Consider the following 6,347-nt stretch of genomic DNA (forward strand, 5'->3'; position numbering starts at 1 on the left):
CTGTCTTCCGTAGGCTGGCGGTGAGCGCAGCGAACCCCAGCTAAAGCACCGGCGCCAGCAACGCCAACACCCGCTCGCGCACCTTCTCGATCAGCGGCCTGCGCCGCCACTCCTCCAGCGTCACCCGCCGGCACCGCTTCAAATCCTCCTCGAACACCGCCGTCAGCTCCTGCGCGAACGCGCGGTCGTACACGTTCAGGTTCGCCTCGTCGTTCAGCCGGAACGACCGCGGATCGAAGTTGGTGGACCCCACCGACGCCAGCAGCCCGTCCACCAGCACCGTCTTGCAGTGGAACATGGTCGGCTCGTAGACGTACATCTCCACGCCCGCTTCCAGCAGCTCGCCCCACAGCGCGCGCGAGGCATGCCGCACCACCTGCTGGTCGATGCGCCGCCCCGGCGTGATCACCCGCACGCGCACGCCGCGCTTGCGTGCCGCGACCAGCGCGAGCCGCGCCATGTCGTCGGGCACGAAGTAGGCGCTGGCGATGTCGATCGTCTTCACCGCCGCCGTGATGGCGATCAGGTACATCAGCTGCATGCTCTCGCCGCCGCCGCTGGGCGAGCTGTGGAACATCTGCGCCTGCTGCTCGCCGGCCGGCTGCGGCGCGGGGAAGTAGTCGTCGCCGTGCAGGATGCGTCCGGTGGTCTTGCCCCAGTTGGAGAGCATCACGCCCTGCATCTGCGCGACCACCGGCCCTTCCACGCGGTAGTGCGAGTCGCGCCAGTGGTCGGCGTCCTGCGCGTTGCCGGTCCACGGCGTCGCGATGCCGACGCCGCCGGTGAAGCCGATGCGGCCGTCCACGATCAGCAGCTTGCGGTGCGTGCGGTTGTTGATTCGCCCGAGGTTGTACCAGCGCAGCGGGTGGAAGCGGTGCACCTCCACGCCGGCGTCGCGCATGCGGTCCACCAGCGCCTCGTCCACCTTGATGCTGCCCACCCAGTCCAGCAGCACGTGCACCTTGACGCCGGCGCGGGCGCGCTCCGACAGCGCCTCGGCGAAGGCCTCGCCGATGTCGCCCGACCAGTAGATGAAGGTCTCGAACAGCACCGTGCGGCGCGCGCCGCGGATCGCCTCCAGCATGGCTGGGAAGATCGCGTCGCCGTTCTGCAGCGCGTGCACGCGGTTGCCGCTCACGATGTCGGGCCCCAGCAGCATCCCCATGGCGCGGAAGAACTGCGGGTCTTCCACCGGGTACAGGTGCGGGATCTCGTGCGCCACCTGGCGCTCGCCGGGGCTCAGGTTGACGTAGAGCAGGGCGGCCAGGAGGGCCAGGGCGATCCCGAGGGCGATGAACATCCGGTGCGGGCGGCGGAGGGCAAAGGGCCGATCCTACCCAGCCGCGGCCGCGCCGGGGGGCGATGTCACCAGGTGTCGATGTGCGGGGCGGGCGCGTGCTCGGCCGTGCGCGCCGCCGCCAGGCCGCGCAGCAGCCACTCGCGCGTCTGCGCCGGGTCGATCACGGCGTCGATCTCCAGCGTGGCCGCCATGTTCATCGCCTGGCCGGCCTCGTACTGCTTCGCGACAAGCCGCTCGAACAGCGCCTCGCGCTCGGGGCCTTCGGGAACCGCCTCCAGCTCCTTGCGGTAGCCGAGCCGCACGGCGCCTTCCAGGCCCATGCCGCCGAACTCGCCGCTCGGCCACGAAACGGTGAACTCGGGTCCGTGGAAACCGCCCGCCGCCATCGCCATCGCGCCCAGGCCGTAGCCCTTGCGCAGCACGATGGCGAACAGCGGCACCCGTAGATGGGCGGCGGCGACGAACATGCGGCTGACGTGGCGCACCTGCGCCTGCTCCTCGATCGCGGGGCCGACCATGAAGCCGGGCGTGTCCACCAGGCTCACGATCGGCAGGCCGTGCGCGTTGCACAGCTGCATGAAGCGCGCGGCCTTGTCGGCGGCATCGGCGTCGATCGCGCCGCCCAGGTGCAGCGGGTTGTTGGCAAGCAGGGCGACGGGCCGGCCGGCGATGCGCGCGAGCGCCGTGTGGATGCCGATGCCGAAGCCGGTGCGCAGTTCCAGCAGGCTGCCGCGATCGGCGAGGCCCAGCATGGCGGCGCGCGTGTCGTAGACGCGCAGGCGGTTTTCCGGGACGACGTCGCGCAGCTGCGTGGCGTCCGGCACCTCGAAGTCGGCGAGCGCGCCCTGGAAGAACGACAGGTAGTGCTTCGCCGCGGCGACCGCTTCCGCCTCGTTGGGCACCAGCACGTCGATCACGCCGTTGCCGTGCTGCACCGGGGCGGGACCGATCTGCTCCGGCGCATAGGTGCCCAGGCCGCCGCCTTCCACCATCGCGGGGCCGCCCATGCCGATGTTGCTGTCCTGCGTGGCGATGATCGCGTCGCAGCACCCCAGCAGCGCCGCATTGTCCGCGAAGCAGCGGCCCGCGGCGATGCCCACCACCGGCACCTGCCCGTTCAGGCGCGCGAAACTCGCGAAGGTGGGCACATGCAGGCCGGCGACGATGGGCATGTCGGTATCGCCGGGCCGTCCGCCGCCCCCTTCGGCGAACAGCACGACGGGCAGGCGGTGCTTGAGCGCGAGACCGAGCAGCCGATCGGTCTTCTGGTGGTTGCGGAAGCCCTGCGTGCCCGCGAGCACGGTGGCGTCGTAGGCGAGCACGGCCGCCTGCGTGCGCTCGGGCGGGAACAGCGCGCCGTTGACGCGGCCGATGCCGGTGACCATGCCGTCGGCGGGCGTGTTGCGCATCAGGTCGTCCTCGCTGCGCCGGCTGCGCTGCGCGGCGACGGCGAGGGCGCCGTATTCGCTGAAGCTGTCCGGGTCGCAGAGATCGGCGATGTTCTCGCGCGCGGTGCGCATACCAAGCGCGTGGCGCTTGGCGACGGCCTGCGGCCGCGCCTCGTCGAGCGTCAACGCCTGCCGCTCCACCACCCGCCGAAGATCCTCCCGGATTTGCTCCCTCCCCCTCTGGGGGAGGGTTGGGGTGGGGGCACCCGCCTCCGCGCCACTGCCTTCCTCCAGGACGAGCAACACCTCGCCTTCCTGCACCGTCTCCCCCTCGCCAAAAAACCTCTCCCCCACGCGCCCCGCCCCCGGCGCCCGCACCTCATGCTCCATCTTCATCGCCTCGAGCACGACCAGAAGTTCGCCAGCCCGGACGACATCGCCCGGAGCCACCAGCCACTGGACCACCTGGGCCTGCAAGGGAGAGCGCAGTTGCGTCATGCCCGGCATTGTGCGGCGCGCCGCCGGCGTGCGCGCGTCAGGCCGGAGACACGGCAGAATGCCGCATGGCATCCCTCGTCCCCCTCGTCGAAACCTATCGTGGCGGCACCCGCGAGTGCGTGTACTTCGGCGCCCTGGCCGTCACCGACACGCGCGGCCGCGTGCTGGCGCAGGCCGGCGACCCGCACTGGGTCACCTTCACTCGCTCGACGCTCAAGCCGCTGCAGGCGCTGCCGTTCGTGCAGGGCGGCGGCGCGCAGCACTTCAACCTGACGCCGGCCAACCTGGCGCTGCTCTGCGCCAGCCACAGCGGCGAGCCGAAGCACGTGGAACAGGTGGAGCAGATCCTGGAGAAGGCGGGCGTCGGCTACCAGCGCCTGCAATGCGGCTGCCACGTCCCCTACTACGCCGAACTCGGCGCTTGGCCGCCGCCCGCGCCGGGCAGCTACGACGAGCGCCACCACAACTGTAGCGGCAAGCACAGTGGCTTCCTCGCGTTCTGCGTGCAGCACGAGGTGCCGGTGGAGACGTACCTCGATCCCGCGCACCCGCTGCAGCAGGCGATCCGCAGTGCGGTGGCCGAAGTGGTGGGGCTGCAGGAGCATCAACTGGCGATGGGCATCGACGGGTGTTCGGCGCCGAACTATGCGATGCCGCTGGCGAGTCTGGCGCAGGGGTTCGCGCGGCTCGCGAGCGGGGCGCGGGATGCGCGGTTTGGCGAGAGCTTCGAGGTGCTGGCGGATGCGATGACGGCGCATCCGGACCTGGTTTCGGGGACGGGGCGCAATGACGTCGCGTTCATGGAAGCGGGGCGCGGGGACTGGGTGACCAAGGCCGGCGCGGAAGGCGTGCAGGTCGTGGCGAGTCGGAGCCGCGGGGAGGCGCTGGCGATCAAGATCGCGGATGGGAACAAGCTGGCGGTGTACGCGGCGACCGTGGAGGCGATGGAGCAGCTGGGGTGGCTGGACGATGCCCAGCGGGAGGCGCTGAGGCCTTGGAGGAATGGGGAGATCAAAAGTATCAAGGGGAGGTCGGTGGGGGAGAGGAAGGCGGTGTTTCGGATCGAGAGGGCTTGACGGCCACGGTTCGCACCACACCCACGCTCTTCTTATTCCCCCGTTCCCCGTCATCCCCGCGAAGGCGGGGACCCAGGGCTCCCAGGAAGCCGGCGAACGCCGGCTTCTGCGCCTGCGAGGCTCGGGTACCGCCGCCCGCCTCGATGGCCGATTTATCCCGCACTCACGCCCATATCCGCTTTATCCGGCGACGCCGAGGCGCCGGATATTCTTGCCAAGCTTCCTCTGCGGATATACAAACCCAGCAGCGGGAGGATGAGATGCCACAAGGCTTACAGCGAATCTGGCTTCCTGGTTTATCCGTCATGTGCTGGATAAGCTGGTGGGGTGTGCGGTCTACATTACGTTAGACCGCTTAGTGCAGCCTCTCCCCAATTTTAGGAGTTGAGTCGTGTCCTCCAAGTCTGATCGCGAGAACCGCTCGAATCAGCTCAATCCGAACAACTCGGCGTACTACAGCTCGCGCGGGCTGTCGGGGCGGGATGACGACGATGACTCGGAGTACCCGCGAACGCGAACAACCAGCCTTGCGGATGAGGCTTGGCAACGGCATGTGGCCGAAACCAATCGGAAGATGGTGCATCCGGATCCGGTCGAGAGAGAGTTCCACTTCGATTTTGTGACTCTCGACGGCCGGGTCTATGCCCACCGAGTGATGATCCGGATCACTAACCCCCGCCGCTCCTTGCATTCCGTTCAGGAAGTTCTGCGGGAATGTTTCCACAGAGTCTGGCAGGCGATTCGTATCGAAACAAAGGCTCCGTTGGCGTTTGGGCAAGCTTCCACGCCCGATGGCGTAAGCCTCGACGAACTCGGGTTTGAGTACCGGCCCAGAGCGCCGAGGGCAACGGATTCAGGATGCAAGCAGGTCCAGGCGCAAGACGAACTCTGGTTCGGTGTCGCGAAGGCAAAGGTAGCGGAGGCTAAGCGGCGCATCGTGAGTGGCGGCCTCATGCAGCGGGTTGATCTTGGCGTTATCGACGAGACCATGATGTAGCAGGCAAAGTGGGGAGAGTGCGGTCTAACAGGTCGGTCGACTCGGACACGTTGCGACAAGGCGCCGCGAGGCGCCGTTGGATATCCTGCACCTCGCGGCGCCTTGCCGCAACGTGCCGGTCACCTCTACGTTAGAGCGCATGGAAAACCGTGACGTGCTGAGCCAGTTGGCCCATATGGCGATGGCGGCCTTTGGCTGCCGGCCCGCGAAGCTCCTTCTCTATTCCGAGGTGGTGGATGGTGTCACTTCTGCTGATCTCTTTGCCGAAATCGAAGGTGAAAGCAAGATCGCCTTTCGCATTGCGCCTTCCGAGCTGCGCGAACGAATCTATGCGTTCTGGGAGTCAGGCGACGGCGTCGTCCAGCCTCGCTCCTGGGCTGTGTTCAAAATGCTAGTGGAGAACTCTCGCTTCAATGTGGATCTCGCCTACCCCGCAGACCTAATCGACGGCGAGGATCTATCGGACCGAAGGCCGCGCATTGTGGCGCAGGCTTTTCCGCGAAGAATGGTGGACTACTCAAAGCAGGCAAGGGGCTGAGCATGCGCTCCAACAGAACGGTCGACTCGGACACGTTGCGGCAAGGGGCCGCACGGCGCGGTTGGAAATCGTGCACCGTGCGGCCCCTTGCCCCAACGTGCCGGTCACCTTTACGTTAGGCCTCACACATGCCATCTGAGGTAATCGCGATCCTGGGAACCCTTGCTGGCGCATCGGTGGCAGGGATCATCAGCTATTTCTCAAATCGAAGCGTTAAGAACCAGGAGTGGCGCCTGGACGTTGCACGAGAGCAGGCCGCGATCCGGCGGAAGCTTTATGCCGAATTCTTAGTCGAAACCCAGAGACTGATCATCCAAGCCCAAGAGACGAAGATTTCCTCGCTCGCTGAATTGGACTCCATGGGAGGGAAGCTTGCGGAGATTTGCCTGCTAGCGCCGAAGCCCGTCACAGACGAGGCGAAGAAGATGGTCGATTGCGTACTAACCAGTCATACTGCCGGGCCTGCAGAGGAGTGAACCGCGCCGGGAATCTCGGAGACTCGTTGGTGTGAGTCAGACGATTATTTCTGACTCGGCGAGTTGGCGATAGT

At 67.1% G+C, this 6,347-nt stretch carries 5 protein-coding genes and 1 pseudogene; 4 read left to right on the forward strand and 2 right to left on the reverse strand.

From position 1 onward, the window contains the following. Positions 1 to 40: 40 nt before the first annotated feature. A complete protein-coding gene (gene cls, locus ACY0MJ_RS20140) occupies positions 41 to 1,300 on the reverse strand; it encodes a cardiolipin synthase (RefSeq protein WP_462640332.1) in 1,260 nt (419 codons plus the stop codon). 65 nt (positions 1,301 to 1,365) lie between these two features. Then, positions 1,366 to 3,177: pseudogene (locus tag ACY0MJ_RS20145) on the reverse strand (carboxyl transferase domain-containing protein); the annotation flags it as partial. Between the two features lie 74 nt (positions 3,178 to 3,251). On the opposite strand from ACY0MJ_RS20145, the gene ACY0MJ_RS20150 reads away from it, so the two are divergent. The 4 genes from ACY0MJ_RS20150 to ACY0MJ_RS20165 all read left to right on the forward strand — a co-directional run bounded on the left by ACY0MJ_RS20150 (position 3,252) and on the right by ACY0MJ_RS20165 (position 6,273). After that, the gene (locus ACY0MJ_RS20150; RefSeq protein ID WP_462640333.1) at positions 3,252 to 4,262 is read left to right on the forward strand and encodes an asparaginase; all 1,011 of its coding nucleotides are present in this window, start codon (positions 3,252 to 3,254) and stop codon (positions 4,260 to 4,262) included. Between the two features lie 391 nt (positions 4,263 to 4,653). After that, a complete protein-coding gene (locus tag ACY0MJ_RS20155; protein ID WP_462640334.1) occupies positions 4,654 to 5,259 on the forward strand; it encodes a hypothetical protein in 606 nt (201 codons plus the stop codon). Between the two features lie 76 nt (positions 5,260 to 5,335). After that, the gene (locus tag ACY0MJ_RS20160) at positions 5,336 to 5,797 is read left to right on the forward strand and encodes a hypothetical protein (RefSeq protein WP_462640335.1); all 462 of its coding nucleotides are present in this window, start codon (positions 5,336 to 5,338) and stop codon (positions 5,795 to 5,797) included. 128 nt (positions 5,798 to 5,925) lie between these two features. Further along, positions 5,926 to 6,273: a hypothetical protein gene (locus tag ACY0MJ_RS20165; protein ID WP_462640336.1), complete on the forward strand. Its 348-nt coding sequence runs from the start codon at positions 5,926 to 5,928 to the stop codon at positions 6,271 to 6,273. The last annotated feature ends 74 nt before the right edge of the window (positions 6,274 to 6,347 follow it).

The organism is Ramlibacter sp. bp-362 (genome assembly GCF_054956735.1).